The sequence below is a fragment of the Ensifer sp. SL37 genome (assembly GCF_026672675.1).
Lineage (GTDB): Bacteria > Pseudomonadota > Alphaproteobacteria > Rhizobiales > Rhizobiaceae > Ensifer > Ensifer adhaerens.
The window spans coordinates 3,310,737-3,336,580 of the sequence record NZ_JAPPRN010000006.1 but is presented as its reverse complement, the minus strand read 5'-3'; the positions used below and the strand labels follow the sequence as shown (position 1 = coordinate 3,336,580).

At 61.7% G+C, this 25,844-nt stretch carries 30 protein-coding genes; 17 read left to right on the top strand and 13 right to left on the bottom strand.

All coding sequences use genetic code 11. The features are described from left to right. Positions 1–137 precede the first annotated feature (137 nt). Positions 138–1,142 (bottom strand): FecR domain-containing protein, encoded by a 1,005-nt coding sequence (locus tag OVA00_RS28475; protein WP_082566463.1) that lies wholly within the window; start codon positions 1,140–1,142, stop codon positions 138–140. A gap of 252 nt (positions 1,143–1,394) precedes the next feature. Between OVA00_RS28475 and uvrB the strand changes: the two genes are divergently transcribed. Both uvrB and OVA00_RS28465 read left to right on the top strand, forming a co-directional pair. Beyond that, a complete protein-coding gene (gene uvrB / locus OVA00_RS28470; protein WP_268090066.1) occupies positions 1,395–4,319 on the top strand; it encodes an excinuclease ABC subunit UvrB in 2,925 nt (974 codons plus the stop codon). A 316-nt stretch (positions 4,320–4,635) separates the two neighbouring features. Next, positions 4,636–5,091: a hypothetical protein gene (locus OVA00_RS28465; RefSeq protein WP_268090065.1), complete on the top strand. Its 456-nt coding sequence runs from the start codon at positions 4,636–4,638 to the stop codon at positions 5,089–5,091. On the opposite strand, the gene OVA00_RS28460 is transcribed toward OVA00_RS28465, so the two are convergent. Beyond that, on the bottom strand, positions 5,088–5,522 hold the full coding sequence (locus OVA00_RS28460) for a hypothetical protein (protein ID WP_268090064.1): 435 nt from the start codon (positions 5,520–5,522) through the stop codon (positions 5,088–5,090). The two genes, OVA00_RS28465 and OVA00_RS28460, sit on opposite strands and share 4 nt — an antisense overlap. Here OVA00_RS28460 and OVA00_RS28455 point away from each other — a divergent pair. Together OVA00_RS28455 and OVA00_RS28450 are read left to right on the top strand one after the other, a co-directional pair. Then, positions 5,496–5,849, top strand: a complete 354-nt coding sequence (locus tag OVA00_RS28455) for a hypothetical protein (protein WP_268090062.1) — start codon at positions 5,496–5,498, stop codon at positions 5,847–5,849. The two genes, OVA00_RS28460 and OVA00_RS28455, sit on opposite strands and share 27 nt — an antisense overlap. A 9-nt stretch (positions 5,850–5,858) precedes the next feature. Next, the gene (locus OVA00_RS28450) at positions 5,859–6,092 is read left to right on the top strand and encodes a DUF6429 family protein (RefSeq protein ID WP_192439505.1); all 234 of its coding nucleotides are present in this window, start codon (positions 5,859–5,861) and stop codon (positions 6,090–6,092) included. On the opposite strand, the gene tnpC is transcribed toward OVA00_RS28450, so the two are convergent. From tnpC to tnpA, 3 genes are read right to left on the bottom strand one after another with little or no spacing between them, the layout of a single operon-like run. Further along, positions 6,073–7,773 (bottom strand): IS66 family transposase, encoded by a 1,701-nt coding sequence (gene tnpC, locus OVA00_RS28445; protein ID WP_268088965.1) that lies wholly within the window; start codon positions 7,771–7,773, stop codon positions 6,073–6,075. The genes OVA00_RS28450 and tnpC overlap by 20 nt on opposite strands. A 45-nt stretch (positions 7,774–7,818) precedes the next feature. Then, complete coding sequence (gene tnpB / locus OVA00_RS28440) at positions 7,819–8,172, bottom strand: IS66 family insertion sequence element accessory protein TnpB (RefSeq protein ID WP_018237843.1); 354 nt, start codon at positions 8,170–8,172, stop codon at positions 7,819–7,821. Further along, positions 8,169–8,522 (bottom strand): IS66-like element accessory protein TnpA, encoded by a 354-nt coding sequence (tnpA, locus tag OVA00_RS28435; protein WP_268090383.1) that lies wholly within the window; start codon positions 8,520–8,522, stop codon positions 8,169–8,171. The genes tnpB and tnpA overlap by 4 nt, the downstream gene beginning before the upstream one ends. Between tnpA and OVA00_RS28430 the strand changes: the two genes are divergently transcribed. From OVA00_RS28430 to tyrS, 4 genes are all read left to right on the top strand, one after another. After that, positions 8,418–8,822, top strand: coding sequence for a hypothetical protein (locus tag OVA00_RS28430; RefSeq protein ID WP_268090396.1), 405 nt, complete (start codon positions 8,418–8,420; stop codon positions 8,820–8,822). The two genes, tnpA and OVA00_RS28430, sit on opposite strands and share 105 nt — an antisense overlap. Then, positions 8,822–9,964 (top strand): hypothetical protein, encoded by a 1,143-nt coding sequence (locus OVA00_RS28425; RefSeq protein ID WP_268090061.1) that lies wholly within the window; start codon positions 8,822–8,824, stop codon positions 9,962–9,964. Before OVA00_RS28430 ends, OVA00_RS28425 begins: the two co-directional genes overlap by 1 nt. A gap of 303 nt (positions 9,965–10,267) precedes the next feature. Beyond that, a protein-coding gene (locus tag OVA00_RS28420) for an IS3 family transposase (protein WP_112977085.1) occupies positions 10,268–11,457 on the top strand; the annotation gives its coding sequence in 2 pieces (ribosomal slippage) (positions 10,268–10,517 and positions 10,517–11,457; 1,191 coding nt in all). Positions 11,458–11,514: 57 nt separating this feature from the next. Next, positions 11,515–12,777, top strand: coding sequence for a tyrosine--tRNA ligase (gene tyrS / locus OVA00_RS28415; RefSeq protein WP_268090059.1), 1,263 nt, complete (start codon positions 11,515–11,517; stop codon positions 12,775–12,777). Between the two features lie 593 nt (positions 12,778–13,370). Here tyrS and OVA00_RS28410 read toward each other — a convergent pair. Next, positions 13,371–13,721, bottom strand: coding sequence for a winged helix-turn-helix transcriptional regulator (locus OVA00_RS28410; protein WP_226020687.1), 351 nt, complete (start codon positions 13,719–13,721; stop codon positions 13,371–13,373). A gap of 166 nt (positions 13,722–13,887) precedes the next feature. Here OVA00_RS28410 and OVA00_RS28405 point away from each other — a divergent pair, with 166 nt between their 5' ends. Continuing rightward, positions 13,888–14,769: an NAD(P)-dependent oxidoreductase gene (locus OVA00_RS28405; protein WP_268090056.1), complete on the top strand. Its 882-nt coding sequence runs from the start codon at positions 13,888–13,890 to the stop codon at positions 14,767–14,769. Positions 14,770–14,904: 135 nt separating this feature from the next. Here the strand turns inward: OVA00_RS28405 and OVA00_RS28400 are convergent, their stop codons facing one another. Then, positions 14,905–15,636: an LssY C-terminal domain-containing protein gene (locus OVA00_RS28400; RefSeq protein WP_268090055.1), complete on the bottom strand. Its 732-nt coding sequence runs from the start codon at positions 15,634–15,636 to the stop codon at positions 14,905–14,907. A 219-nt stretch (positions 15,637–15,855) separates the two neighbouring features. Further along, positions 15,856–16,443: a J domain-containing protein gene (locus tag OVA00_RS28395; protein WP_034788490.1), complete on the bottom strand. Its 588-nt coding sequence runs from the start codon at positions 16,441–16,443 to the stop codon at positions 15,856–15,858. Between the two features lie 658 nt (positions 16,444–17,101). On the opposite strand from OVA00_RS28395, the gene OVA00_RS28390 reads away from it, so the two are divergent. After that, the gene (locus OVA00_RS28390; RefSeq protein WP_034788487.1) at positions 17,102–17,314 is read left to right on the top strand and encodes a cold-shock protein; all 213 of its coding nucleotides are present in this window, start codon (positions 17,102–17,104) and stop codon (positions 17,312–17,314) included. Between the two features lie 303 nt (positions 17,315–17,617). Here the strand turns inward: OVA00_RS28390 and dusA are convergent, their stop codons facing one another. After that, a complete protein-coding gene (dusA, locus tag OVA00_RS28385; RefSeq protein WP_218686693.1) occupies positions 17,618–18,709 on the bottom strand; it encodes a tRNA dihydrouridine(20/20a) synthase DusA in 1,092 nt (363 codons plus the stop codon). Between the two features lie 175 nt (positions 18,710–18,884). After that, on the bottom strand, positions 18,885–19,685 hold the full coding sequence (locus OVA00_RS28380) for a glycosyltransferase family 25 protein (RefSeq protein WP_268090054.1): 801 nt from the start codon (positions 19,683–19,685) through the stop codon (positions 18,885–18,887). Positions 19,686–20,084: 399 nt separating this feature from the next. Between OVA00_RS28380 and OVA00_RS28375 the strand changes: the two genes are divergently transcribed. The 7 genes from OVA00_RS28375 to OVA00_RS28345 all read left to right on the top strand — a co-directional run bounded on the left by OVA00_RS28375 (position 20,085) and on the right by OVA00_RS28345 (position 23,645). Beyond that, positions 20,085–20,207 (top strand): hypothetical protein, encoded by a 123-nt coding sequence (locus OVA00_RS28375; RefSeq protein WP_255380892.1) that lies wholly within the window; start codon positions 20,085–20,087, stop codon positions 20,205–20,207. 187 nt (positions 20,208–20,394) lie between these two features. Further along, positions 20,395–20,787, top strand: coding sequence for a hypothetical protein (locus OVA00_RS28370; RefSeq protein WP_060584956.1), 393 nt, complete (start codon positions 20,395–20,397; stop codon positions 20,785–20,787). Positions 20,788–20,897: 110 nt separating this feature from the next. Then, positions 20,898–21,134, top strand: a complete 237-nt coding sequence (locus tag OVA00_RS28365; protein WP_268090051.1) for a hypothetical protein — start codon at positions 20,898–20,900, stop codon at positions 21,132–21,134. Positions 21,135–21,327: 193 nt separating this feature from the next. After that, the gene (locus OVA00_RS28360) at positions 21,328–21,564 is read left to right on the top strand and encodes a DUF982 domain-containing protein (RefSeq protein ID WP_082566472.1); all 237 of its coding nucleotides are present in this window, start codon (positions 21,328–21,330) and stop codon (positions 21,562–21,564) included. 327 nt (positions 21,565–21,891) lie between these two features. Further along, complete coding sequence (locus tag OVA00_RS28355) at positions 21,892–22,098, top strand: hypothetical protein (RefSeq protein ID WP_034788476.1); 207 nt, start codon at positions 21,892–21,894, stop codon at positions 22,096–22,098. Positions 22,099–22,352: 254 nt separating this feature from the next. Continuing rightward, positions 22,353–23,039, top strand: a complete 687-nt coding sequence (locus OVA00_RS28350; protein ID WP_060520644.1) for a fumarylacetoacetate hydrolase family protein — start codon at positions 22,353–22,355, stop codon at positions 23,037–23,039. 75 nt (positions 23,040–23,114) lie between these two features. Further along, positions 23,115–23,645, top strand: coding sequence for a gamma carbonic anhydrase family protein (locus tag OVA00_RS28345; RefSeq protein WP_268090049.1), 531 nt, complete (start codon positions 23,115–23,117; stop codon positions 23,643–23,645). A gap of 49 nt (positions 23,646–23,694) precedes the next feature. On the opposite strand, the gene OVA00_RS28340 is transcribed toward OVA00_RS28345, so the two are convergent. Genes OVA00_RS28340 through OVA00_RS28330 form a run of 3 tightly spaced genes read right to left on the bottom strand, consistent with a single transcriptional unit; the run spans position 23,695 to position 25,818 of the window. Next, the gene (locus tag OVA00_RS28340; RefSeq protein ID WP_034788467.1) at positions 23,695–24,090 is read right to left on the bottom strand and encodes a Fur family transcriptional regulator; all 396 of its coding nucleotides are present in this window, start codon (positions 24,088–24,090) and stop codon (positions 23,695–23,697) included. Further along, positions 24,090–24,920, bottom strand: coding sequence for a zinc ABC transporter permease subunit ZnuB (gene znuB, locus OVA00_RS28335; RefSeq protein WP_034788464.1), 831 nt, complete (start codon positions 24,918–24,920; stop codon positions 24,090–24,092). The genes OVA00_RS28340 and znuB overlap by 1 nt, the downstream gene beginning before the upstream one ends. Then, positions 24,913–25,818 (bottom strand): ATP-binding cassette domain-containing protein, encoded by a 906-nt coding sequence (locus OVA00_RS28330; protein ID WP_060584952.1) that lies wholly within the window; start codon positions 25,816–25,818, stop codon positions 24,913–24,915. The genes znuB and OVA00_RS28330 overlap by 8 nt, the downstream gene beginning before the upstream one ends. Positions 25,819–25,844 lie beyond the last annotated feature (26 nt).

Below are 25,844 nucleotides of genomic sequence, written 5' to 3'. Positions count from 1 at the left end.
AGAGCACATGCGGAAACGACCGCAGCCTTCTGATTCAGAGAAGTTTTCAAGAAACACGGCTCGCCAGAGGAAGGCGGCGAGGCGCACCGGCTCGGCTTTGAGATCAGGCGCGCGCCAGCAAAGCCTTCGCCGCCCCTTCAATCGTGGCTTGGGGCCTGATCCTGCGTCCCCTGATCCTGGCTCGGTTGATCGCCGCCACCGCCGTCTTGCGGTCCTGGGTCGCCGGGGTTGTTCGGCTGCGGGCCGGGATCGCCCGGGTTCTGGGGCTGCGGTCCGGGATCACCCGGGTTTTGCGGCTGCGGGCCGGGATCGCCCGGGTTCTGGGGCTGCGGTCCGGGATCGCCGGGGTTCTCCGGCTGCGGGCCCGGATCCCGGGGCTTTTCTTCCGGCGGCGGCTTCTCTTCACGCGGCTTTTCTTCAACGCGAGCCGGTTGCTCTGGGATGGTACGGGTGGTGCCCTCGAACTGCGCCGCGCGCAGCCCGCAACCGCCGCCCACCCAGCCGATCGCTCCGGACAGGCGTTGACCTCCGGAGAGGAACGGCAGCGCCTGGGCATTGCCCAGGGATTTCAACGTCGTGCGGCTGACCCGTTTCGGTTCGGTGGCCCTCCGGCCAGGCTTGGCGACAACGCAATCGCAGCGCTGCGTCAGCTGCCGGCAGCCGCCTGGACCGCAGAAATCCGCCGCGCCGCTGAGCAGCACCACAGCGGTGGTGCCATCCGGGCCGACAAAGAAGTCGAAGGCGGTGCCGCGCACCCCGATGGTGCCGGCCGGCGTAACGATTTCATAGGCGGAATGGCCGGATTTGCCGCTGATCCAGCGGAACGTGCCCTTGGCGGCCATGATGGTCAGCTTCTTCACCGACTTCTTGTCGTCATAGACGAACTTGTCGATGACGACGGAAGACCCCCAGCCGACGGCAAGCTTGGTGCCGTCCTCGAAGACAAACTGCCCGAGCCCGGACTTCGATGTCGATATCCGTTCGTTCTTGTAGACAGGGTCTCTGACCGCAATCGCACCCCGCGCACCGTTGACCGCTGTCCGGATCTCCACTGCCTTGCCGACCGGTTCGGCGGCAAACAGGGACATCGGACCAAGGACCACGGCACAAAGCCCAAGTGCGGCACCACGCAAGCAGAACATGGCACCCTCCAAAGAACTATTGTTATCACGCGGCAGGCTTGGCTGTCTTCTCGCCCAATCGGGGTAACGCTGCGTCAGGCCCGCAACCGTAAGGGTTACAATGCGACAGGAATCCGACCCGCCTCGGTTGAAGCCCGCGATTCAAGGCGCAAACGGCGCCGGAATCGACTTCGGCAACCCGGGGCGAAATGTTGCCCTTTTGTACTCCCTCGCCTCTTCACTTTCCGCCGGACTCTCTCCATATTCCCCGCCATGACCAAAGCTCCGAAGAATGCCCCGCCGAAGCCCTCCACCCCGTCCGGTTTCGAAGAAGCGCCGCAGGCGCCTTTGTCAGGCACGCCTCTATCCGGCAATGTTTCCGACTGGGTGAAGCAGCTTGAGGCGGACGCGGAAGCCTCGGCCTTCGAAACCCAGCGCCAGATCGCCTCCAAGGCCGGCAAGCACCGCAAGACGGTGGAGATCGCCGCCTCCAAGGCGGCGCGCAAGGCAGCGGGCGCCGATGACGAGGCGGGGCCGAAGAAGGCGGGCAAGAAAGGCAAGGTCGAGATCGTTGGCAGCAAGTCGGCGCGCGGCACCTCCATGGGCGGTTCGACCGACCCGAAGACCCGCGCCGCCGCCGGCCTCAATCCGGTGGCCGGCCTCGACGTCTCGCTGGAAGATGCCGCCAAGCTGACCTCCACCTCGGGCGTCACCGCCACCGTCGAGGCGCTTTCGGCGCTGATCGAGAGCGGCAACCCGCTGTTCAAGGACGGCAAGCTCTGGACGCCGCATCGCCCTGCCCGCCCACCGAAATCCGAGGGCGGCGTCGAAATCCGCATGGCGTCGGACTACCAGCCGGCCGGCGACCAGCCAACGGCGATCGCCGATCTGGTCGAGGGCCTGAACTCCGGCGAGCGCAGCCAGGTGCTGCTCGGCGTCACCGGCTCGGGCAAGACCTTCACCATGGCCAAGGTGATCGAGGCGACGCAGCGCCCCGCCGTGATCCTCGCGCCCAACAAGACGCTCGCCGCCCAGCTCTATTCCGAGTTCAAGAACTTCTTCCCGGACAACGCGGTCGAGTACTTCGTCTCCTACTACGACTATTACCAGCCGGAAGCCTATGTGCCGCGGTCGGATACCTTCATCGAGAAGGAATCCTCGATCAACGAACAGATCGACCGCATGCGCCACTCGGCCACCCGCTCGCTGCTGGAGCGCGACGACTGCATCATCGTCGCCTCGGTCTCCTGCATCTACGGTATCGGCTCGGTCGAGACCTATACCGCCATGACCTTCCAGATGAGCGTCGGCGACCGGCTCGACCAGCGGCAGCTGCTCGCCGACCTGGTGGCGCAGCAGTACAAGCGCCGCGACATGGACTTCCAGCGCGGCTCGTTCCGTGTGCGCGGCGACACCATCGAGATCTTCCCGGCCCACCTGGAAGATGCGGCCTGGCGCATCTCCATGTTCGGCGACGAGATCGACGCCATCACCGAGTTCGATCCGCTCACCGGCCAGAAGACCGGCGACCTGAAGTCGGTGAAAATCTACGCCAACTCGCACTATGTCACCCCGCGCCCGACGCTGAACGGCGCGATCAAGGCGATCAAGGAAGAGTTGGTGCATCGCCTCGCGGAACTCGAAAAAGGCGGCCGCCTGCTCGAAGCCCAGCGACTGGAGCAACGCACCCGCTACGACATCGAGATGCTCGAGGCGACAGGCTCCTGCGCCGGCATCGAGAACTATTCGCGCTATTTGACCGGCCGCAATCCCGGCGAGCCGCCGCCGACGCTGTTCGAATATATCCCCGACAATGCGCTGCTGTTCATCGACGAGAGCCACGTTTCCGTCAGCCAGATCGGCGGCATGTATCGCGGCGACTTCCGCCGCAAGGCGACTCTGGCCGAATACGGCTTCCGCCTGCCCTCCTGCATGGACAACCGCCCGCTGCGCTTCGAGGAATGGGACGCGATGCGCCCTGATACGATCGCCGTTTCGGCGACGCCCGGCTCGTGGGAACTGGAACAGTCCGGCGGGGTCTTTGCCGAACAGGTCATCCGCCCGACCGGCCTGATCGACCCGCCGGTCGAAGTGCGCTCGGCCAAGACCCAGGTCGACGACGTGCTTGGCGAAATCCGCGAGACGGCCGCTGCCGGCTACCGCACGCTGGTCACCGTGCTCACCAAGCGCATGGCCGAGGACCTCACCGAATACCTGCACGAACAGGGCATTCGCGTGCGCTACATGCACTCCGACATCGACACGCTGGAGCGCATCGAGATCATCCGCGATCTTCGCTTGGGTGCTTTCGACGTGCTAGTGGGTATCAACCTTCTGCGTGAAGGTCTCGACATTCCCGAATGCGGCTTCGTCGCCATTCTCGACGCCGACAAGGAAGGCTTCCTGCGCTCCGAGACCTCGCTGGTGCAGACCATCGGCCGCGCCGCCCGTAACGTCGACGGCAAGGTTATTCTCTACGCCGACCAGATCACCGGCTCGATGCAGCGCGCCATGGACGAAACCAGCCGCCGCCGTGAAAAGCAGATGGCCTATAACGAGGCCAACGGCATCACGCCTGAATCGGTGAAGGCAAAGATCTCCGACATCCTCGACAGCGTCTACGAGAAGGACCACGTCCGCGCCGACATCTCCGGCGTCGCCGGCAAGGGCTTTGCAGACGGCGGCCACCTCGTCGGCAACAACCTGCAGGCGCACCTCAACGCGCTGGAAAAAGCGATGCGCGACGCCGCCGCCGACCTCGACTTCGAAAAGGCCGCCCGCCTGCGCGACGAAATCAAACGCCTCAAGGCCGCCGAACTTGCAGCGATGGACGACCCGATGGCACGGGAAGAGGCACGGTCGCAGGAGGGTGGCAAGCGGTCCGCCTCCTCGACGTCATCCTCGGGCTCCACCCGAGGATCCAAGTCCACCGACGACAAGTCACTCTTCCAGAAACCCCACCTCGACGACATGGGCCGCGACGTCGCCACACCTGCCGGCTCGGACCAGTCGCTGTTCCGCCGGAACACCCTCGACGAAATGACCGTCGGCCGGACGGAAAAGCCGGTGATCGGCCATGTGCCGGACAAGCCGATTCTCACGCGAGCGAAGCCGGGTGTCGGGTCCTATGAGGACCCGGCGGACGAGAAGCGGCAGAAGGGTCGGACCAAGGGGAAGACGGGGCGGCCGGGGCGGTAGGTCCGCAGACGCCAAAACTCGGCGCTGAGTGTTGAGAAAACGCGGAGCGGCCCGTCAATGGCGAGCCCAGCGCAATCCCCCCTTTGTGGGGAGATGTCCGGCAGGACAGCGCGTAAACCCTCCTACTCCGCCAGCAAAAATACCTCCTCGGCACAGACACCGAACGTCCGCTGTTCCGCCAGAGCACCCTGGACGGAATGACCGTCGACCAGACGGAAAACCCACTCACCGATCATGTGTCTGAGAAACCGACCCTGCCCCGGGGTGAAGCCGGATGTCGGGTCGTAGGAGGAACCCCGAGTCCAGAAGCGGCAGAATGGCCGGACGAAGGGCAAACCAGGTGACCGGAGCGGTAAACAGCCCGAAGCTACCGAGCACCCTCAATCCGTGCGATTTCTTCAGGGCTAGCAATTTTTGGTTACAAGCTCTACGAAAAAACAACGGCGATTCCACGGAGCATGTTAATTCGATGTCTACGAAAATGTTTAGCCTTATTGAAGATAAGAGAGTGGAATGCCTGTCTGTAATGACTGTTCTCACTGTCAAGAGCTACCTCGATATTGTTGAAGGGGCATATTCCAATAAGGGTGGGATCGATGGGCAGCGCAGCAAACTTACAACAAAAACTGCACAGACCATCAGACAACGCATGGTCGACGATGTCGCTCGAGGAGCAGTTCTTCCACCGGTGGTAGTTGGTTACTTGGCAGACGAGGATGAGTACAAGACTCTTGCTGCTACTTCCGAGATCGACAACTTTCTATTTCTTTAAGGGAAACCAAGGAAGATACGCTTTCCATCATCGATGGCATGCAGCGTACGACTGCTTTGAAGGAGGCTATCGAAAGTGGAATAGGGATAGGAGAGAATCCTATCCGTGTTGAATTTTGGATCGCAAAAGCGGTTAACTCTCTTATTTACCGTACGCTCGTCCTTAATACCGGTCAGGTTCCTTGGGAAATCGGACGGCAACTTGAGACTGTTTACAGCCAGATTATTAGGGACGTTAAGAGAAAGATCGGCGATGATGTCGAGATCTTTTCCAAAGATGATAAGCGGCGGAGACGTCAGCACTCTCAGTATCAGAGCCAAGCTGTAATAGAGCTCTTCATCATTTTCAGCTCCCGCAAAGCCGAGGTAGATCTGCGAGATAAAATATCCGAGGATTTTGCCCGCATGGATGCCATTGACGCCACCGCTCACGGCAATTTCCTCGAGTTGTTTATTAAAACACTCTCCCTCCTCACAAGCATAGACAGAGCAATGTCACGCTTCTCCCGCATCGAGTCGGAGAACGATCAAGGTGATAAGAAGCGTATTACAGAGGGTAGAGATATATTCAATTCCTTCCCGGCGATGGCGGGATTCTGCGCAGCAGCAGCCGTATGGATGTTCGATGAGCCGGGGTTCGATCCAGATTGGAGTCAAGTCTCCGGAAGGATGGATTCTGTCGTCTCAGCCGTAAACATAGTTACGAATAAGGTATCCATCCGAGCAGGGCCGCAGGATTTTGAGCGCCGCGCGTGGTAACGTGGGTTCATGGAGATCGATGAGGACAAGATCGACGATGCGGTTTTGGCGCTGCTATGGCTGACGCTGCATAACGAACGCTGTGCCTGGAAGGGCTTCGACTGGGCAACGACGGATCGGCTTCACAAGAAGGGCTTGATCGGCGACCCAGTCAACAAGTCGAAGTCATTGATCCTGACCGATGAAGGCTTGGCGCGTTCGGAAGCATTGTTCCGGGAGCTGTTTACGCGGCCGCCGCAATAGCCGTCCCTTTGTGTGTCTTCCATTGCCACGGCAGCAGTTCGTGCAGGCGGGAGACGGGAAGATCGGCGATGCGGCTAAACACATCGGCGAGCCACGCCTTTGGGTCGACGTCGTTGAGACGGCAAGTCGTGATGACGGAGAGCATGATGGCGGCACGATCGGCCCCACGCTGGGAGCCGGCGAAGGTCCAGTTTCGACGCCCGAGGGCAATTCCTCTCAGCGCGCGCTCGGCCGCATTGTTCGTGAGACAAATCCGGCCATCGTCGAGGAAACGGGCAAAGCCATCCCAGCGCTTCAGCATGTAATCGATCGGCTCGATCACCTCGGACGATTTGCTGAGCGAGGCGCGCTCCCGTTTCAGCCACGCGTGCATGTCATCGAACAGCGGCTTGCTCTTTTCCTGCCGCGCGGCCAGTCGTTCTGCGGCGCTCAATCCATTGATGTCGCGCTCGATCTCAAACAGCGCGTCGTACCGTTGGACGGCCTCCAATGCGATCGGCGAGATTGGCTTGCCCTTGCGCTTGCGGTCGCGGGCATTTTTCTGGATGTCGGCCAGTTCAAAGAATTTGCGCCGCGCGTGCGCATGACAAAAGGCGAAGGTGATCGGCACCGCTTTCTTTTCGGCGACACTGAGCGGCTCGAAGCCATTGTAACAATCACTCTGCAGAATGCCGCCATACGCGGCCAGGTGCTTCTGCGGATGCTCGCCGCGGCGGTCGCTCGACGCATAGTATATGGCCGCCGGCGCTGCCGCGCCGCCGTAGGGCCGGTCATCGCACACGTACGTCCATATTCGCCCGGTCGTGCATTTGTCTTTGGCCTGGATGGGAATGGTGGTGTCGTCGCCAAAAAGCCGCTCGGCCGCGAAGACATGCGTTTCGATCAGATCAAAGATCGGCAGGAGCGCGGCCGTTCCATACCCGACCTGGTCGGCCAACGTCGAGGTCGAAAGCTCGATGCCCTCGCATTTGAACCGGGTGCTCTGGCGGTTGAGCGGGCTATGCATGCCGAACTTATCGAACAGGATCGTCGCCAGCAGATGAGGACCGATAAAGCCGCGTGGCGTGGCATGGAAGGGTGCCGGCGCCTGGCTGATCTTCTCGCAGTCCCGGCAGCTAAATTTCTCGCGTACGGTTTCGATCACCTTGAACCGGCGCGGAACCTCCTCGAGCGTCTCGGTGACGTCCTCGCCCAGTTTCGACAGGCGCGAGCCACCGCAGCAGGCACAGGTGGTCGGGGGATCGATCACCACGCGCTCGCGTTCGATATCCTCCGGCCACGGCTTTCTCAGCGGCCGTTTGCGCGTGAACGAACGCACGCTCGCGGTCTTGGCGGCAGCCGCTTGCGCTGCGGCTTCATCCTCCGACGCCGCCATTACCAGCTCTTCGAGCTGCAATTCCATCTGGTCGATCAGGCGCGCCGTGCGCTCGGAACGCCGGCCGCGCAGCTCGCGCTTCAGCTTCTCGATCGCCAGTTCCAGACTGGCGATCAAAGCCTCGCTGTCCGACAACATGGCCTGCGCATTGGCGGCTTGCGCCACCGCAATGTCCCGTTCAGCGACGACGGTGTCGCGCTCGGCGACAACGACATCACGTTCAGCCTGTAACATCTCACGCTCGGAAAGCAGCGCCAGATAGGCGCTCGCAAAGTCCGCAGGAAGATCCACAGGCTTCGAAGTCATGAAGCCATTCGATCAGATTCATTCAATATTTTCAATGCAATAATGCTATCCGATCCGTGTCGGACGCCAGGTTTCCTGCGGATTGCGCCAGTCGATCCCGGACAACAAATAGGACAGTTGCGCCGGTGAGATCGCGACCGCCCCGCCCTCCATATTCGGCCAGATAAACCGGCCCTTCTCCAGCCGCCGGGTAAAAAGGCAGGCGCCCAGACCATCATGCCAGATGATCTTCAAAATATCCGATCTGCGGCCCCTGAAGACGAAGAGATGCCCTGACAACGGATCATGCTGCAGAACCTCCTGCACCCGAAGCGCCAGAGAGGGAAAGCCACAGCGCATGTCCGTATAGCCCGTCGAAAGCCAGACCTTGACCCCTGTTCCCATCGGAAACGGATTCACCGCAGCGCCTCCAGTCCGCGCATGATCCGAAGCAGCGCTTCAACGTCGACATCGCGGTCCACGATCACACGACGACCGTTGGCGCTGACAACCTCCATCCGGCCGGCGTTCGGCAACGACCCTGCTACCGGCTCTACCTCTGGGACAAGCAGCGCCGGCACAAAGCCGCCCACAGGCGACGCAACATCCAGTTGCCACGCTCGTGCGAGCCGGCGCCATTCATATAACTGCGAACGCGATATTCCATGTCGCCGCGCCGTCGTCGCACACAAGCCAGGTTCCGAATAGCTCTCCGCGACAATCTGCAGCTTCATCTCTTTGCTGAAGCGTCGCCGCCGGCCGCCATCGATAATCTCAAGTCGTTCCATTCCGCACTGTCCGTATTGACGTCAATAAGGACAGTCAGTGCCAAATCCGACAATTCCTACAAGGCGACCCACCTCGGACGCGTACCGAATAAGCTAGACTCCATCGCGTCTATCGACGAATTTAATCAGTTTTTACAGCTGGATCTGTTGAATCAGAAGCTATCTGTAAAAACAGGCCAGGTTGGCAGATTTGAGCGTGAATTTTTCAAACGAGCATTTACGTCAATGTTCAAGAACGCTGATCGCCTCAAGGATTTCCAACCGCTATGGATGGCGCATTAGTGGCGAACGTCAAGTTTATGGATTATTGTCGCGCAATATTCGCACCGTTTATACAGCTGGCTGATCTGCCCTCTGAACCGCCTAAATTGAAGACTGCGCCCCTTGGCACTGAGGCTTTGGAGTACCAGGGCCCCATACTTAACTCCCTGCACGCACTAGGCAAGCCAGTGTTGCTTGGAGGCAACAGCTTTCTTCTACGCGCAAGAACTGATGACAACATATACTTTTACATAAACACTGACGGATTGAGCGTAGACGAGACATTTCGCCTACACGAATTCATGGGCGATATGCAGGCTGAGAAAGTTGATCCACTTGAGTGCCATTTTATGTTCGTTTCACTAAATATGTCTGGCACCTACCGCATAAAAAAGGACTTTCGCCGGAAAGATTACGCGCGGGATATGATCTCGGCGGCGAACATATCCAACTACGACGGGCATGACATCAATACAATGATGGAGATGTTTGAAGAGTACGCCATATATAGAACAGACATCGATAAGGAATACCTTGCGAATAACAACTGGTATCTTCCAACAAAAATCGCATTAAATCATGAGTGCTACCGATCACAGGTTGCTTCGGAGCGAATTTGTCTGGCACTATCAAAGCTTAGCGACTTGGTCGTGGACGACTTGGAGAACATATACAACGCCCTGACCTCTACACACCTTTCGCAGATGTATCTGGAGATCTACAGATACCTTGAGAACCTATTTGCGTTACCTTGGGGGGTGGAGATCAAGCGTTCACTCGGCGTAGCAGCCCCAGCAGTTGTCATCGCACTAGAGTGCAGGAAGTCGCTGCAGTGGAAAGCTCGGGAAGATGATTCCATTCGTGCGCTATTCGCGCTGGCCGGCTTAGAAGAGCTTTTGGCCGCCGGAGCCAATAAGGTAAAAAACTTCAGCGACATTCTTGGATCAGAGGAAAAAGAGGACAAGTCGCGGACAATAGGAAGACGCATATACAAAATTCGCAATATGCTCGTTCACAAAGAAGATTTTGACGATAAGGCTCCCTTGGATCTCAAAGAAGCGATCGACGAGGATATTATATGCTTTATGGTGAACATCTGCACTCATTTGTACGGAAATTTTGGAGCGGAGATAAGTAGGCTACGCGACAGAGACGTCGCATAATTCAAGACTTAGCCGATTCCAGAATATTGTCATTAATTTGGCTGCAGTGCCGTGGGAGTATGTAGTTAACGGACACATCTTGGCCCCGCCCTTTGCCGCCTCCCCCATTCCCCGCTACAACCGCCGCATGATCAAGACCGCGCTCATCGCTGCCACCTATTATGCGACGTCTCCATAGGGAGCGGCGCGTTTCGATCATGTCTTGAAACAAGCCGCCGTCAGGCGGCTTTTTTTTGTTCTGACCTTGCCCCGTTGAAATAATCCATTTTGAAGTAAGCTCTGGCCCATTGAGAGGACCAGGGAATGAAGCGCAACCGTTTCACAGACGAACAGATCATCGTCATTTTGAAGGAGCACGAGGCTGGCACGCCCGTCTCGGAGCTTTGCCGCAAGCACGGCGTCAGCGATGCCAGCATCTATAAATGGAAGGCCAAATTCGGCGGCATGGACGTATCCGAAGCCAAGCGGCTGAAGACGCTGGAAGACGAGAACACGAAGCTGAAACGGCTCCTGGCAGATGCGATGCTCGACAATGCGGCCTTGAAAGACCTTTTGGGAAAGAAGTGGTGACGCCCGCAGCAAGGCGGAAAGCTGTCGCTCATCTGATGGATCACCACCAGATGAGCGAACGGCGGGCGTGTAAAGCCATCGGCTTTTGCCGGATGATGATCCGTTACGAAACCAGGCGCAGCGATGACCATGACCTTCGCGAGCGGATGAAGGCGCTGGCGCATGAACGCCGCCGCTTTGGATATCGACGCCTTCATGTGCTGCTCAGGCGTGAGGGTCACCTTGTGAACCACAAGCGGCTCTTCCGGCTCTATCGGGAAGAGAAGCTGACGGTGCGCAAGCGCGGCGGTCGGAAACGAGCGATAGGCACACGAGCACCGATGCTGATCCCGCTTGCCGCCAATGATCGCTGGTCACTGGACTTCGTGTCGGATCAACTCACCGATGGCCGCAGGTTCCGGATTCTGACGGTCGTCGACGATTGCACCAGGGAATGCCTGGCTCTCGTCGCCGACACGTCGCTCTCCGGCCTGCGGGTCGCCCGTGAGCTGGATCGGATCATCGAGGGACGAGGCAAGCCGAAGATGATCGTCAGCGACAATGGCAGTGAGTTCACCAGTAACGCGATCCTGCAATGGACGGATCGGAGCAAGGCGGATTGGCACTACATCGCGCCGGGCAAGCCGATCCAGAACGCCTTCATCGAAAGCTTCAATGGGCGGCTGCGCGACGAGCTCTTGAATGAGACGCTCTTCTCGTCACTGGCCCATGCTCGATCGGCGCTTTCAAACTGGCGCAGCGATTACAACGATCATCGACCACACTCTGGACTCGGCTGGATGACACCTGCCGAGTTCGCTCAGACAATCAACCCGCGACGTGATGCGGTGCTGCGCAGCCGGAATGGCTCCGCACCGCAACCCGCCGCTACCGCCCCCAATACAGCAACCCAAAACCGCTGGAGCAAACTCAAAACTGGATAAAACTTGGGGGCAAGGTCACCCCAGTGCTCCCTGGCGGCAAAGCCATGGAGAGTACCGATGACCCATTCCGACAATCCCATCGATGCCTTTGAGCCTCGCTCGACGATCACCCGGACGCTGGTCGAGCGCGGTTATGTCAACCAGGTGACCGACCTTGAGGGCGTCGACGGCGCCTTTGCGGGCGGGATCGTACCCGTCTATGCCGGCTTCGACGCGACGGCAGATAGTCTGCATGTCGGGCATCTCATGCCGATCATGGCGCTCAGGCGGATGCAGCAGGCCGGGCACAAGCCGATTGTGCTGATCGGCGGCGGCACCACGCGGATCGGCGATCCGAGTTTTCGTTCGGCGTCGCGGCCGATGCTGTCGGAGGAGGAGATTGCGGCCAATGTCGCTGGCATCCGCACGGTGTTCGAGCGGCTGCTGACCTTCGGCGACGGGCCGACCGATGCGGTCATGGTCAACAATGCCGACTGGCTGGACAAGATGGCCTGGATCGACATGCTCCGGGATGTCGGCAAGCATTTCTCCGTCAACCGCATGCTCTCCTTCGACAGCGTCAGGTCGCGGCTGGAGCAGCAGGAGAACCTGAGCTTCCTCGAGTTCAACTACATGATCCTGCAGGCGGTCGATTTCCTCGAGCTGTTCCGCCGCACCGGCTGCCGGCTGCAGCTCGGCGGCGGCGACCAGTGGGGCAATATCGTCGGTGGCGTCGATTTCTTGCGCCGGATCGAGGGCGCGGAAGTCGTCGGCATGACCACGCCGCTTCTTACCACCGCCTCGGGCGTCAAGATGGGCAAGACCGCGGCCGGCGCCGTCTGGGTCAACGAAGACCGGCTTTCGCCCTACGACTACTGGCAGTTCTGGCGCAACGCCGAGGATGCCGATGTCGTGCGCTTCCTCAAACTCTTCACCGAGCTCCCACTCGACGAGATCGAAAGGCTCGGTCGCGCCGAGGGTGCGGAACTGAATGCGGTGAAGGAGCGGCTTGCCAACGAGGCGACGGCACTGGTGCATGGGCGGCAAGCGGCCGATCATGCACAGCAAACGGCGCGGCAGGCTTTCGGGCGAGGCGAAGCCGCCGCGGGCTTGCCGACCGTCGAACTCGACGACGCCGAGCGCACTGCCGGCGTGATGCTGATCGACCTGCTCGTCCGGGCCGGGCTGGCGGCATCGAAGAGCGAAGCGCGGCGGGCGATCTCAGGCCGCGGTGTCCGCATCGACGGCGAGGTCATCGAGGATGGCGACGGACTGCTGACCGTCGACGGGCGCCCGCTGCGGCTCTCGCTCGGCAAGAAGCGCCATGTGGTGGTGAAGTAGCGGTTCTCCGCTACGACCACAGCCTCACTGCCCTCAACCCGGCGCTTGTTTTGGACCCTCCTCGCGCCACACCTGCGGCGCGAGGGGATGCGTCGGCAAACCAAAGCGCCTGTGTGCGCTGGCTCGGCATCTCCTGCCGCGCCGACGCGCGGCAGCTGGATCTCTGTGACACGCACAGAGATGAGGGTGGAGATGATGCAGCCGCAGAACTCGTGGCTTGGGCGTGACGACGGTAACCGGCGGCGCTCTTATGAAATCGGCTCGCAGCGAACCACCTTGGCCGAAGAAGTGCCGGGATTACCCGACCGCCCTCATTCCTGTGCCTGTCACAGGAACCCGGCGGCGCCGCGTCTGCGGCGCGAAGGGCCTACAGCCAAAAACTTTGCCCGAACGCGCCGCCGCAGTTTTCCGCCGTACGGCCGCATTGGTACGGGATCCCTGTGACGAGCAGAGATGGAGGCAGACAGGGCTGCAGCCGCCAAGATCGCGGCTCCAACGGCCCGGACAACACATCGGGGCTGTGGCGGGCGGCATTGTGGCGCCAACGCCGCTCGAAAGTGAGCCCGCCCACGGCCACGCCGACGTCGCGGCGATCAGCCCACCGCAACCGCCCTCGCCTCGACCTGCCCTGCGTCGTCGCCAAACTCCTCGCCCCACTTGCAGAGCGCATCCGCCGCCACGTTCAGCGCGGCACCGCGTTTGGTCAGCGAATAGACCACCTTTGGCGGCGTTTCCGGATAGGTGGTGCGGCTGACGAGGCCATCGGCTTCCAGTTCGCGCAGTTGCTGCGCCAGCATCTTCTCGCTGATGGCGGGCATCGCCTGACGCAGGCGGCCGAAGCGGCGCGCCGCCTTGCCGAGTTCGCAGAGGATATCGACCTTCCACTTGCCCTCGATCGCCCGCAGCGCGGTCATGAAACCGCAGTTTTCCATGGCATCCGTCACGTCATCCTCCCTTACGCCGGGGTAACCACTTACCCGCGGGTGCGTATTGCGACCCGATTGTCCCGTCTTACGTCTCAGCCGCGACGACAAATGCGTCGCCTCGAACAAGCGAAGCGGGATGCGCGTAGCGAGCGCCGATCCCGCACCAAGGATATGGAGACTGGATATGCAACCTGCAATCAGCGTTTTGGGAATGGGGCGGATGGGGTCGGCATTGGCGCATGCGCTGCTGAAGGCCGGGCACCCGACGACGGTGTGGAACCGTACGCCGGCAAAGGCCGCGCCGCTCGCCGCAGCCGGAGCCGAAGTGGCGGCCAGCGTACGCAACGCCGTCGCAGCCTCCGACATCGTCATCGTCAATGTCAGCGACTACCTGGCGACGCAGAGCCTGCTGCGCGACCCTGACGTCACGGGCACCCTCAAGGGCAAGCTGATCATCGAGCTGACCTCCGGCACGCCCGACGGCGCCCGCGAGGTGCAGGCTTGGGCCGGGCGGCATGGCATCCGCTACCTCGACGGTGCAATCCTGGCGACTCCCGATTTCATCGGCACCGAAGCGGGCACGCTGCTCATCTCCGGCCCGGCCGCGGCGTTTGAGGAAAGCCGCGCAGTGCTCGGCGCGCTCGGCGGCAATGTGCAGCATATCGGCGCTGATCCGGGCCTTGCCAACGCGCTCGACAGCGCGGTGCTCGCCCTGATGTGGGGCGCGCTGTTCGGCGCGCTGCAATCGATCGCCGTCTGCCGCGTCGAGGCGATCGATCTCGAAACGCTTGGCAAACAATGGTCGGCGACGGCGCCTGTCATCGATGGCCTCGTCGCCGACCTGATCAAGCGTAGCGCTGCCGGGCGCTATGCGGCCGACGACGAGACGCTTTCCTCGGTCTCGCCGCACTATGGCGCCTTCCACCATCTGGTCGAACTGATGGCCGCCCGCGGCATCGACCGGACGATCACCGACGGCTACGAGGCGATCTTCCGCCGTGCCATCGACGCCGGCCACCTGCACGACGATTTTGCATCGTTGTCGCTGTTCATGGGGCGTCCGTAACGCGTAGGTGACGGGGCGCGTGCCGTCCGCTGTGCCGCCCCGCGCCACAATCTTTCAGATTTGCGCTTTAAGCCTTTGATCCATCGCCACCTTCTGCGCCTGCCGCGTCCTTGCTCCGCGTGCGGCGGTGCGCACTCACTTCGCGGCCTCCGCACCGCCCCCTTCGCCTGCCGGCTTGAGCACTCCGATCAAGGTCTTGCCGTCAGTGAAGTAAGGATCGCCGCCGCCGTTGCGACCCGATGTGGTGGCGCCGACGCCGGGGATCTCATAGGTCGATGCCACCTGCCCGGCCTTGTCGAGGTCGTCGATGACCAGATTGCGTTCGGCATCGAGATCGGGGCCGATGTGGTGGGTGATCTGGCCGGTATCGTGGCTGAGGCCGACGCCGCGGTCGAAGCTGGCCGAACCGAGCCAGAGCGGGCCGCTGCCCTCCACAGGCTTGGTCGTCTGCCAAAAGCGCACATGGTTGCGCTGGTCGGCGCTGTGGCCGACCGGCTTCTCGAAGGCCAGGTCCTGCTTGCGCCCCTCATAGAACAGCGGACTGACGGGCGCGTCGAGATCTGGCCGGTCGAGCACGACGCTGAGGCCGATATCGACCGAGGACCTGAGCGTCACCTTGTCGGCGGCGTCCCATCCGGCCGCGGCGAAGGCGCGGATGATCTGCTCCTTGGAGCCGACCAGCCCGACATTGATCGGGTCGCCGGGAATGCCCTGCTCCGTGGACGTTACCATGGGATTGAGCGGAGCCCTGCGCCTGGAATCATGGAAGACCCAGAGTTCCGGGACGAAAAAATAGCTGACCGCGAGATAGGCGGCGAGCATGGTCGCCAGCAGGAGAACGGCTGCACGCATGTGTGAGCGGCTCATGCCACTCTCCTTCGCTCCAGACGATGGCAGAGGTCCCGGCTATAGGACACAGACGAAGACTATGGCACCGATGGAGGCGACTGGACAGCGGTGCCACAAAGGCGAACGCCGGTGATATCAACGCCGGCGATCGGCGCCGGCCGACAGCCAGGGGTCCGGATCACGGGTGTCGTCGTCGTCCCGGCGTACTTACCACCGGCAAAGTCGAGACGGCGCCGCCTACTCCGCCGCGTGCGCCTTCACCTCCAGCGCCTCAAGCTCGTAGGAATACCCCTCCAGCATTTCATAGGCCTGCTCGATCGTCTTGATCTGCTCGTCGGTGCTCTTGATCGCCTCGGCGATCGAGCGCGAGCGGGCGCGCAGCATCGAGCCGAGCACGTCGGTCTCCGGCCGGCGGCCGAGGCGGTCGAGGTGCTTGCGCACGCGGGCCCGGTGGCGCTCGAGTTCAAGGATGTGGAACCGGCTCTTGACGATATCGTCCGAAAGCTTGCGGCGCATGGCGGCGACGGGATCGAAGCTGCCGGGCTCGCGCTCGTCGAGGATGAACTCGTTGACCAGCGTTTCCAGCATCATCAGGCCCTTGAGATCGCGCGCGTCGGCCAGCTGCGGATCGTAACCGGTGTCGTCATAGACCTTGCGGCGCACCGGATCCTTGAGCAGCTCATAGGCCACCTGCAGTCGCGCGAACTGTTCGGGATCGCCGCCGGAATCCGGATGCGCGGATTTCGCCGCCTTGCGATAGGCGTTGCGGATCGCCTGATTGTCGGCGTCGCGTTCCAGTCCAAGCAGTTCGTAAGGGTCGATCACGCTGTCCCTCTCCGTATGTCACTCTCGCCACCAGCAAGACCTGGCCGGCGCACTCTCACCAATTCAGCCCCGGCGATACTTCGCCCGCACGGCGATACTTCGTCCGTCCTCGCGGCCGCCCGTCTGCGCCACTGGCTACGCCATCGGCGGCCAAGACGGAACCAACCTTCGGTAAAACCTGCGCGTTATCCCGGGGATGCGCAAGTGTTATGGAGAGGCGCAAGCCTTCCCCCCGGCAGTCCGCCCCCAAAACGCAAACGCCCGTTGACGGCGCGCACGTTCGGTCGCGGTCGGGACGAAATTGTGTCCGGAAACCGGCCGTCCCCGATTTTTCTCCCTGCCCGGAAAGCGACGGTCGAGAACGGGCCAAAGCCCTGCAAAGACAGAGGCTGGACGGCTTCCCGCGGCGCACAAGGCGCTTGCCTTTTTCTGCAAATCCTGTCACTTCTTGCCCCGTTCGGGCGATTTCTATCCCGGAGACTGGACTTTCAACTGCGCCCGGCCTTGTGTCGGGACCGCCGGCAGCGGCACCGTAGACGTCTTTTCCCCGATATCGTGACCACTCGACGCCTTTCCGCTTGCAAGCGGAAGACGAGATGCCCACATCCCCCAGGGGGCGCGGGCAACGCAAATTGACTGAAGGAAAAGGACTTCTTCCATGGCCACCAAGGGCATCGTAAAATTCTTCAACCAGGACAAGGGCTTCGGCTTCATCACGCCGGATGGCGGCGCGAAGGACGTGTTCGTACACATCTCCGCCGTTCAGGCCGCTGGCCTCGCTACGCTCAAGGACGGCCAGCAGGTCACCTTCGACACCGAGCCGGATCGCATGGGCAAGGGCCCGAAGGCCGTCAACATCCAGGCTGCCTAAGCCGGATCGTCCGGTCGGACATTCATTTGGAAACGGCGCTCCGCAAGGGGCGCCGTTTTCGTTTGGGGATCAGCTCCTAACCCGGCCTTATAGGCAGCGGGTCTCCAGAAGCAGCTCCAGCCCCCATGCTCGGGCTCGACCCGAGCATCCAGAACCAGAGGCGCCATCTTCTCTCGACGCAGCAAAGCCTGCGCCGGACGCGCGGCCCAATGAGCGCTCGGGCAAACTCGAGGACGACAAACGGAGAGGTCTGCGGCACTTACCCTCGAACGCCCCGCGGGCGCCCGCACACTCGACGACCGCCTACTCCGCCGCCTGCTTGGCCGCCGTCGCCTCGAAGACCGCGTCGAAGGCCGCGTGGATAACGTCCGGCCCCGCGCCCTGGCGGGTCGCATCGGAGGACAGGATCTGGCGATAGCGTCGCGCACCCGCCCAGCCCTGGAACAGGCCGACCATGTGGCGGGTCACGTGGATCAGCCGGCCGCCATTGGCGATATGCGCGGCGGCGTAGTCGGCCATGGCGTCACGGACCTCCGCCCAGAAATCAAGATCGAGACGATGGCCGCGCTCTGAGAAGGTGGCGCCGTCTTCGACGATTGGCTTGGCGCCAGTCAGCGGATGCGGGAAATGGCGATCGGCCGCTGTCAGCATGGCGCTGTCGTGATAGGCAGCGCGGCCGAGCATGACGCCGTCCAGATGCGGAAGCTGCTCAAGCGCCTGATTCAGGGTCTGAAGACCGCCGTTGATACCGATGAAAAGATTGGGATTTTCCTGCTTCAGCCGACACACGAGGCCATAGTCGAGCGGCGGGACCTCGCGGTTCTCCTTGGGGCTCAGGCCCTGTAGCCAGGCTTTGCGGGCATGCACCCAGACGGCGTCCGTGCCGGCATCGATCACCTGCGCGACGAGCGTGCGCAACGCCACTTCCGGATCCTGGTCGTCCACACCGATACGGCACTTGACCGTAACCGGGATTTTTACCGCCGCCTTCATCGCCGCCACGCAGGCGGCCACCGTTTGCGGCTCCTGCATCAGACAGGCGCCAAACGTGCCGGATTGCACCCGGTCCGACGGGCAGCCGACATTCATATTGATCTCGTCATAGCCGAAGCCTTCGGCGATCCGTGCCGCCTCCGCCATCTTCGCCGGATCGTTACCGCCGAGCTGCAGCGCCACCGGATGCTCGGATACGTCAAAACCGAGCAGCCTCTGCCTGTCTCCCCGCAGGATCGCCTCAGCGACGATCATTTCCGTATAGAGCAGCGCATGCTTCGATAGCTGCCGCGCGAAAAACCGATAGTGCCTGTCCGTCCAATCGATCATGGGCGCAACGGCGAAGACCGGTGCGTTGAAATACGCCTTAGTGCGCGCAGCTTTTCCTGCGGTCTCAGTCATCTTTCGTGCGTCTCTTGTTCAATGGCCGCGGCAAGGGCAGCGCCGAAAATTCGCGCATGCCGCCAGCAGGCATTATCTAGTGTTGCCGGGCTTATATAACGCGACGCCGAAGAAAGCGAGCTTTAGACACCTACGGCAATGAGAGGCAACGAGGAGGCTTCAGCAACGCGACCCGTCACCCAAAGGGAACGATCGTCCAGCGGTAGCGAATGCTGCGCAAGAGGAACGGCGGCAACGCCGCCACCTGCAGTGACAGTCGCTTGCACTCGCGCCAGAGCTTTTGATGTATCTTGAGCTTCAACTTCACGCGAGCCGCTGCTCCCGCCGGCTTGCGGATCGTGCTTCCGTGCGCCGGGTCGGCGCTGTCGAGAAGCATGCCCTGGATGCAGACGGCCGGATAGAGCTGATGAATGCGGCAGTCGTCCGGCCGCGGCACCTCATCGTCGAACATGAAATGATCGACAGGGCATGGAAACGCCCCTTCCGAAAGCTCAAGCAGTCTTTTTGCATAGTCCCGAGAGATGACATAGCCGCCCGTGCCGACATGGCATCCCCGCAATGCATGGATCGTGCGCCCGGCATCGGCGAGCACACGGGCACGGCTGAGAAACACCTTCTGCCGGAAAGTTTCGATCTTCAGCAGGCCCACTTCGGCCGGGATCCAATCCGATGACGACAGCGCCTGGGTTGCGCTCGGCGAAAAGAAGACATCGTCCTCGATCACCGCGCCATAGGCATCGCTCCCTTCCGCGATGATGGCCCAGCACTTCCGATGGCTCATGAAGCAGGCGATTTCAGCCTTGTTCATCCTCTTCCACTGCTTCGACACCGGCTGCATCGCCAACACGGCGTCATCGAGCTCTCGCCCGTCAACGGCAGCCACGCGCTCAAAATTCAGGCCGAAGGTGGAAAACTGGCTTCCGATGTGGATCAGTCGCTCAGGGGAACGGTCGAGATTGATCACCAGGCAGCGCATGGATACCCCTTGCTTCCTTCCATCTTGACGTGTGTGGGCCGAAGGCGCACGCCGCTTGGTCAGCCTATCGCGCCCGATCCAAGGAACTGCGAAAAAACGCTCCGAAATCAACGGCAGGGTAACTGAACGCATCATCGGATTCGTACAACTGCGCGACGAGCTACCACGGATCGCACCGCGTCACAACGATCAGCGCTGTAGCGACAAGCGCCTGCGTTACGACAACTCCCCTGAACTCCTCGCGATACGGCACTAACGGGGCCACCAACAAGGTGCCGGCAACACGGCCGCCGCCGATAGCCTCCTGCCGACGGCGGCTCCGCGCCGGGCATGGTTTCCACTTTGTTAAGAAGAATCGCACATCTTGCCGCCTCGACTGGATCGTCATCGGAGCGAAACATGAGCTACGATTGGAGCGGCGCACGGCGCCGACGGACAATAGCGACCGTCATCGGCGCCGCATTTCTGCTGCTGGCGCTGGCGGCCACGGTCGCTGCCGCGGTTGGCACGAGCCTTTTTTGAGCGACAGGCGCTTTTTGCGCCTTCGTTTCACAAAGGACGAAACTCGCAATTGCCAACGGAAAGAAGGCAGATGATCAGCTCGCCTCAGCCCGGCCGCTACGCACAGCACGGGGTTGACGGCGACCGCGGACAGGACTAGGGCAGCGTTCCTGTATCGTTACCGGTCACAGGAATAGGGACAGACGGCATGAAACGCGCGATCGCGGCACTTCTCACGCTTCTCTTGGCCGGGTGCCAATCGATGGAGTTGGAGGCGCCTGAGGTCGCAAAACCCCGGCCGACCGCCCCGTCCGTCCCGACGCTTTCGGGCGATGCGCTCCAGGCCTTCCTCGTCGGCAAGACGCTGCGGTACAATCTCAACGGCGTCAACTCCACCTTCTTCCCCGACGGCCGCTACGGTTATCGTGACTACGAGGTGCGCGATGGGGGCAGCTACACGATCACCGGCGACGAGGTCTGCATCACCTTCGAGGATGGCGGCCGGCGCTGCGACCAGTATGCGCAGATCGGCTCCGACTATTACCGGATCGAGGAAGGCGGTCGCCGAACCAAGGTGGACCGCGTCGTCCCGGCGGCCTGACAATACCGACGGCAACGGGCGCGCCCGTATAACCCCTCATTCCCGAGGGGTTCAATTCGCCGGCCTTCTGCCATAGTGCGCGCGGGAATGCGGCCTTGTGGGAGGGACGGGTGGCCCCATTGCGAGCGACACAATGCCTGGCGCTGTCGAAGGCCGACATGGAGCGGTTGCAGCGCGTCTTTGACGCGCTTTGCATCGAACAGGGCTGGGCGCGAGACGGGGAGCCTGCGCGGCGGCATGCCAGGATGCTGATCGACGACTATCTCGCAGGCAATTCCAGCGAAGGACGCCTGCTTATTGCCGGTCGCGCCTTCGCCGAAAGCTTGCAGCGTGGCATCCCCAGATAACGCCAATCGCGGCACTCGCGCCAGGCGGAGCGGCCGCCGGCGGCAGCCTGTCCTGCCATAACCGAAAAGCTGCTTACAAAAGCGAACTCCTGCGCTACATTAGCAAGATCGACTGCCGACCTTCTCGAGAGGAGCCAGAGGCCGGCGGTCGCAAATGCCGATGTTCATTGAGATGATCTCGAGGAGGAGACGCATGCAATTAGTCTGGAAACAGCCGATCGAACTCGACTTCGTTAGCGGCGATTGCCGCACCGTCAAAGGCCCCTCAGACGCCCTCGCCTGCCTTGCAGACCACTGGCCTCGCCGCGGACCATTCTATGTGGCCGCCCGCAGTGCCTGCCGCGCCGCCATCGACGGCCGTCGCACCGCAGAAGAGGCCCGATCGCTGTTCATCTCGGCCGCCGAAGAAGCCGAGTTGCCTACGCACTAACGCGCCTAACGGCGCTGAACGAAAGGTGCCGCTGGAAGGCGGCGAGCGTTTGCCATCGGGCAAGCGACACGATGACTTTTTTGATTGAAAGCTTCGGCCTTTGACGGCCGCGTACGATTATTCAGGCTCCGGGCATTCGCCCAGCAAACGCATCATTTCAGCACATTACTGCCCAATCTCGGGTGATTTTTCCAGAAATGGCCCGATTTCTGTCGTGAAGCATTCATTTCTTTCTACTATATTCTGAGGTGCCTCACAAAAACCAATTTCGGAGCGCCTTAGTCCCATTAAGGGAATTCAAGAAAAACGATATACGGGAGAGAACATATGAGCGAGAGCAATCTCTATCGCATCGTTGAAGTCACCGTGAAGCGTGAAGGTGGCCGTCGTGATCTCGGCATCATGACCGTGCGCCAGGCCCTTGAGCTTCCCCAGGTCCCCAGCCTCGAATACAGCCATCCTGAACTCAACTCGCGTTCGGACGGTCGGTTCCTGACCCGAGACCAGCTTCAGGCCTACGCTCATTGCGCCTGACTTTGCCGATGATGGCATCCTTTCGGATGCCGTGATCGCGCGCGCCCTGGTGGGCGCGCCTTAATCAAAATCTTCGTCCCCAATCCTTGTTCTTAATTTTTCTGCGGATCGATTCCGATTCGCGGATTTATGCAGTAACGTCCGGATTCTCTCTTGCCTCGCCTCAACCGAAATCGGCCAACGGCGAACGCCCAACAAACGCGCGGTGCTCTTCCTGTCGGTTGCGACAGGCGGACGCCCAAGACCGGACGATCATGGAAACAATCATCCCCCCACCGCTTCCCGTGCTGCTGCCGATTTCCGGCAGCCTCGTCGGCTTTCCGGTTCGCCGGGTCTATTGCGTCGGCCGCAACTATGCCGCCCACGCGATCGAAATGGGCCACGACCCGGACCGCGAGCCGCCGTTCTTCTTCCAGAAGAACCCGGACAACCTGCTTGCAGCCGGTAGCGCCTTCCCCTACCCGCCCTTGACCACCGACGTTCATCACGAGGTCGAACTGGTCGTCGCCCTGAAACGTGGCGGCAGCAACATCGCCGTCGAGGATGCGCTCGATTGCGTCTACGGCTATGCCGTCGGCATCGATTTCACCCGCCGCGACCTGCAGGCGGAGGCGAAGAAGGCTGGCAAGCCCTGGGCTGCAGCCAAGGCGTTCGAGCATTCCGCCCCGCTCTCGGCGATCGCATCGGCCGAAACGATCGGCCATCCGCTCAACGGCAATATCTGGCTGAAGGTCAACGGCGAACTCCGCCAGCAGGGCGATCTCGACCAGATGATCTGGAAAGTGCCGGAAATCATCGCCGAACTCTCCAAACTCTTCACGCTGGCCCCCGGCGACGTCATCATGACTGGCACGCCCTCGGGCGTCGGACCGGTCGCGCGCGGTGACGAGGTCACCTGCGGCGTCGATGGGGTTGCGGCGCTCGCCGTCAGCGTCGTCTAACCGGCTCACTTCCGGCAGGCGGCCCGCCGCCTGCCGACCGGCCCCGATCGGCCATGTTGCAAAAGGACAGAATGGATGCCGCTTTACGCCCTTGGATCACTTCGCCCACAGACGCCGCCGAAGGGCAGCTATTGGGTGGCCCCGGACGCCAATGTCATCGGCCAGGTCGAGATCGGCGAAGAGGTCGGCATCTGGTTCGGCGTAAGCCTGCGCGGCGACAACGAGCCCATCCGGCTCGGGGCGCGCACCAACATCCAGGAAAACGTCGTCATCCATGTCGATCCCGGTTTCCCGGTGACGATCGGCGAAGGCTGCACCATCGGGCACGGCGCCATCATCCATGGCTGCACCATCGGCGAAAACTCGCTGATCGGCATGGGCGCGACCGTGCTTAACGGCGCCAAGATCGGCCGCAACTGCCTGGTCGGCGCCAATGCGCTCGTCACCGAAGGCAAGGAATTTCCGGATAATTCGTTGATCGTCGGCGCGCCGGCCAAGGCGATCCGCACGCTGGATGATGCGGCGGTCGAAGGCTTGAAACGCTCGGCAGCGCATTACGTCAAGAACTGGCGGCGCTACGCCGCCGACCTCACCCGGCTGGACTGAGCGCCAAACACCTCAAGGTAAGCTTTCCACGGGCCCTGAAGAGTTGCCCTTATGCGCAGCTCTGGCAATGGCCGCGGATCTCGATCGTCGTCTTCTCGGTCTTGAAGTTCTGCGCCCGCGTCAGCGTCGAAAGCCGCTGCTCGATCGCCTCGTCATGAAACTCGGTCACCTGGCCACAGCCTTCGCAGATGGTGAAGGCGGTGACGCCGTGATCGTGTTCGTGGTCATGCGGGCAAGAACAGGCGACGAAGGCATTCAGGCTTTCCAGCCGATGCACGAGGCCATATTCGAGCAGTTTGTCGAGTGCGCGGTAAACCTGCAGCGGGGCGCGGAAGCCGTGATCGCGCAGCTTGTCGAGAATGGTGTAGGCGCTCATCGGCCCTTCGGAGTGGCTGAGCGCATCCATCACCAACGTCTGGTTCTTGGTCAGTTGCGGCGTAGCCATTAGTGGTGCCCTCCAGGCGTGGAATGATGCGCCGCCTCGAGCGGGCGGCGGCCGATCGGTAGCAGACTCAGAACGAAAAGCCCAACCGCGGCAACAACGATAGACGGTCCCGACGGGGTATCCCAGTGAAGCGAGCCGAAAAGTCCGCCGGTGACGGCGAGCGCGCCGATGACAGATGCGAGTACCGCCATCACTTCCGGCGAGGTCGAGAAGCGCCGTGCCGTTGCCGCCGGGATGATCAGCAGCGAGGTGATGAGCAGAATGCCGACGATCTTCATGGCGATCGCAATCACCAGCGCCATCAAGAGCATGAAAAAGAGTCGCGTGCGTTCTGGCTTCAGACCCTCGGCTTCCGCCAGTTCCGGATTGACGGTGGAGGCCAGGAGCGGCCGCCAGAGATAGACAATCGCGAATATGACGAGGATGCCGCCACCCCAGATGATGTCGATGTCGGACTCGGAGACCGCCAGAATGTCGCCGAAGAGGAAGCCGACGAGATCGATGCGCACCCAGGTCATGAAGGCGACGATGACGAGGCCGAAGGAAAGTGCTGAATGGGAGAGGATGCCGAGCAGCGCATCCGTCGACAGCGCCCCGCGCCGCTGCAGGAAGAGAAGCAGCACCGAGACGACGGCCGCGACGATGAAGACGCTGAGCATCAGGTTGAGCTCGAGCAGCAGCGACAGCGCCACGCCGAGCAGCGCCGAATGGGCCATGGTGTCGCCGAAATAGGCCATGCGCCGCCAGATGACGAAGCAGCCGAGCGGCCCGGCCATGACGGCAATGCCGATGCCGGCGATCAGCGCGCGCACGAAGAAATCGTCAAGCATCGCGCTTCTCCTTCACGTCATAGCCGTGCAGCCGCGAATGGTGGCCGCAGCCGCAATCCTCGCCGTGATCGTGCACGTTTTCCTCGTCGTCGTGGTGATGGCCGTCACCGGGGTAGCAATGTTCGGTGATCGAACCGTCCGCATGCAGCACCCGGCCGTCGGGCAAATGGGTGTGGTCGTGGTGGTGGCTGTAGACCGCAAGCGTATTGGCGGCCCGCCTGCCGAAAAGCTTCTGATATTCCGGGCTCTGGCTGACCGCCTGCGGCGTGCCGCGGCAGCAGACATGGCCGTTGAGACAAACGACCGTATCGGTCTCGGCCATGACGATATGCAGGTCGTGCGAGATCAGGAGAATGCCGCAGCCTGTGCGGTTGCGGATCTGCTTGATCAGTTCGTAGAGCGCAATCTCGCCGCTGAAATCGACGCCCTGCACCGGCTCGTCGAGCACCAGCAGGTCCGGCTTGCGGGCAATCGCGCGGGCGAGCAGCGCGCGCTGGAACTCGCCGCCGGAGAGATGCTGCACCTCGGATTTCGCCAGATGCAGCACGCCTGTCGCCGACAGCGCCTCTTCGATCTCCCGCCCCTTCAAGGGGCCGGTCAGCGTCATCAGTCGTTCGACCGTCAAAGGCAGCGTCCAGTCGACGGCAAGCTTCTGCGGCACGTAGCCTACTTTCAGGCCCGGCTTGCGCTCGACATAGCCCTCATCCGGCTTCAAAACGCCGATCGCCGCCTTCGCGGTCGTCGATTTGCCCGAGCCGTTCGGGCCGATCAGCGTGACGATCTCGCCCGGGCTGATCGAGAATTCGACGCCACGCACCAGCCAGCGACCGTTGCGGCGCACGCCGGCATTGCTGAGATTGACCAGCGGCAGCGCTTCTGGGGAACGGAAATTCAGCATGAAAAAATTCCGGATTGCATGGTTGC

Excerpts from the sequence above, each read along its gene's own strand:
- OVA00_RS28475 (WP_082566463.1), bottom strand. The coding sequence starts at position 1,142 with ATGTTCTGCTTGCGTGGTGCCGCACTTGGGCTTTGTGCCGTGGTCCTT.
- uvrB (WP_268090066.1), top strand. The coding sequence starts at position 1,395 with ATGACCAAAGCTCCGAAGAATGCCCCGCCGAAGCCCTCCACCCCGTCC.
- OVA00_RS28465 (WP_268090065.1), top strand. The coding sequence starts at position 4,636 with ATGGCCGGACGAAGGGCAAACCAGGTGACCGGAGCGGTAAACAGCCCG.
- OVA00_RS28455 (WP_268090062.1), top strand. The coding sequence starts at position 5,496 with ATGGATGCCATTGACGCCACCGCTCACGGCAATTTCCTCGAGTTGTTT.
- OVA00_RS28450 (WP_192439505.1), top strand. The coding sequence starts at position 5,859 with ATGGAGATCGATGAGGACAAGATCGACGATGCGGTTTTGGCGCTGCTA.
- tnpC (WP_268088965.1), bottom strand. The coding sequence starts at position 7,773 with ATGACTTCGAAGCCTGTGGATCTTCCTGCGGACTTTGCGAGCGCCTAT.
- OVA00_RS28430 (WP_268090396.1), top strand. The coding sequence starts at position 8,418 with ATGTCGCCGCGCCGTCGTCGCACACAAGCCAGGTTCCGAATAGCTCTC.
- tyrS (WP_268090059.1), top strand. The coding sequence starts at position 11,515 with ATGACCCATTCCGACAATCCCATCGATGCCTTTGAGCCTCGCTCGACG.
- OVA00_RS28405 (WP_268090056.1), top strand. The coding sequence starts at position 13,888 with ATGCAACCTGCAATCAGCGTTTTGGGAATGGGGCGGATGGGGTCGGCA.
- OVA00_RS28400 (WP_268090055.1), bottom strand. The coding sequence starts at position 15,636 with ATGAGCCGCTCACACATGCGTGCAGCCGTTCTCCTGCTGGCGACCATG.
- OVA00_RS28390 (WP_034788487.1), top strand. The coding sequence starts at position 17,102 with ATGGCCACCAAGGGCATCGTAAAATTCTTCAACCAGGACAAGGGCTTC.
- dusA (WP_218686693.1), bottom strand. The coding sequence starts at position 18,709 with ATGACTGAGACCGCAGGAAAAGCTGCGCGCACTAAGGCGTATTTCAAC.
- OVA00_RS28380 (WP_268090054.1), bottom strand. The coding sequence starts at position 19,685 with ATGCGCTGCCTGGTGATCAATCTCGACCGTTCCCCTGAGCGACTGATC.
- OVA00_RS28375 (WP_255380892.1), top strand. The coding sequence starts at position 20,085 with ATGAGCTACGATTGGAGCGGCGCACGGCGCCGACGGACAATAGCGACC.
- OVA00_RS28370 (WP_060584956.1), top strand. The coding sequence starts at position 20,395 with ATGAAACGCGCGATCGCGGCACTTCTCACGCTTCTCTTGGCCGGGTGC.
- OVA00_RS28360 (WP_082566472.1), top strand. The coding sequence starts at position 21,328 with ATGCAATTAGTCTGGAAACAGCCGATCGAACTCGACTTCGTTAGCGGC.
- OVA00_RS28355 (WP_034788476.1), top strand. The coding sequence starts at position 21,892 with ATGAGCGAGAGCAATCTCTATCGCATCGTTGAAGTCACCGTGAAGCGT.
- OVA00_RS28350 (WP_060520644.1), top strand. The coding sequence starts at position 22,353 with ATGGAAACAATCATCCCCCCACCGCTTCCCGTGCTGCTGCCGATTTCC.
- OVA00_RS28345 (WP_268090049.1), top strand. The coding sequence starts at position 23,115 with ATGCCGCTTTACGCCCTTGGATCACTTCGCCCACAGACGCCGCCGAAG.
- OVA00_RS28340 (WP_034788467.1), bottom strand. The coding sequence starts at position 24,090 with ATGGCTACGCCGCAACTGACCAAGAACCAGACGTTGGTGATGGATGCG.
- znuB (WP_034788464.1), bottom strand. The coding sequence starts at position 24,920 with ATGCTTGACGATTTCTTCGTGCGCGCGCTGATCGCCGGCATCGGCATT.
- OVA00_RS28330 (WP_060584952.1), bottom strand. The coding sequence starts at position 25,818 with ATGCTGAATTTCCGTTCCCCAGAAGCGCTGCCGCTGGTCAATCTCAGC.